Origin of the sequence: Streptomyces sp. NPDC007905, assembly GCF_042959345.1 — a bacterium.
GTDB lineage: Bacteria > Actinomycetota > Actinomycetes > Streptomycetales > Streptomycetaceae > Streptomyces.
The window spans coordinates 1-1,270 of sequence record NZ_JBIBKS010000086.1 but is presented as its reverse complement, the minus strand read 5'-3'; the positions used below and the strand labels follow the sequence as shown (position 1 = coordinate 1,270).

The window sequence follows — 1,270 nt, the reverse complement described above, 5'->3', positions numbered from 1 at the left end:
TGCATGCCCTCGCCGAGGACAACCTCGCCGCGGCGAGTCCCGATCTGCTGCGCGCGATGGTCAAGACGTTCGCCGACGCACTCATGTCCGCCGAGGCAGATGCCGTCTGCAATGCCGAATACGGGCAGGTCAGCGACGAGAGAGTCAACCACCGCAACGGCTACCGCCCACGCGAGTGGGACACCCGGGCCGGTACCGTCGAACTCGCCATCCCCAAGCTCCGCAGCGGCAGTTACTTCCCTCACTGGCTGCTGGAACGCCGCCGACGGGCCGAGCAGGCCCTCATCTCGGTGGTGGCCACCGCCTACCTGCTCGGCGTGTCCACCCGCAGAGTCGAGAAACTCGCCGAATCCCTCGGCGTCACCCAACTGTCGAAGTCCCAGGTCAGCGCGATGGCCAAGCACCTGGACGAGCAAGTCGCAGCCTTCCGCAACCGGCCCCTGGACGCCGGCCCGTACTCGTTCGTCTGGGTCGACGCGCTGACCCAGAAGGTCCGCGAGGGCGGCCGCATCATCAACGTCCACGCGCTGATCGCGGTCGGTGTCAACGCCGACGGGCACCGCGAGATCCTCGGCCTCGATGTCGCCACCGCCGAGGACGGCGCCGGCTGGCTCGCCTTCCTGCGCTCGCTGATCGCCCGCGGCCTGTCCGGCGTCCAGCTGGTCATCTCCGACGCGCATACCGGCCTGGTGAACGCGATCGGCGCCACCCTGCCCGGAGCCTCCTGGCAGCGATGCCGCACGCATTACGCCCGGAATCTGCTGAGCCAGGTGCCAAAGTCCGCCCAGCCGTGGGTGGCCACGCTGCTGCGGACCGTCTTCGAACAACCCGACACCGACGCCGTCCAGGCCCAGATGCGACATGTGCTGGACGCACTGGAGGCCAAGTTCCCCAAGGCAGCAGCCCACTTGGACGCCGCCCAGCACGATCTGCTGGCGTTCACCGCGTTCCCGCGTGAGAGCTGGCGGCAGATCTGGTCGAACAATCCCCAAGAGCGGCTGAACAAGGAGATCCGCCGCCGCACCGACGTGGTCGGCATCTTCCCCGACCGCACCGCCCTGATCCGGCTCGTCGGCGCGGTTCTGGCCGAGCAGAACGACGAGTGGACCGAGGCCCGCCGCTACATGGGCCGCGACCTCCTCGCCAAGGCCCGCCTCCACCCGATCGAGTCAGAAACCGACGACACCGTCCTCCCGACCGAACTCACCGCATAGCCTCAAAACGAGATCACCGAGTGGCCGTCGATACACCACTCCGGCGGACGTGACCG

At 68.3% G+C, this 1,270-nt stretch carries 1 protein-coding gene; it reads left to right on the top strand.

All coding sequences use genetic code 11. The features are described 5' to 3' along the window. Positions 1-1,214: IS256 family transposase (locus tag ACFZDC_RS42020; protein WP_391332381.1), on the top strand; the 1,214-nt coding region annotated here is incomplete at its 5' end. Between the last annotated feature and the right edge of the window lie 56 nt (positions 1,215-1,270).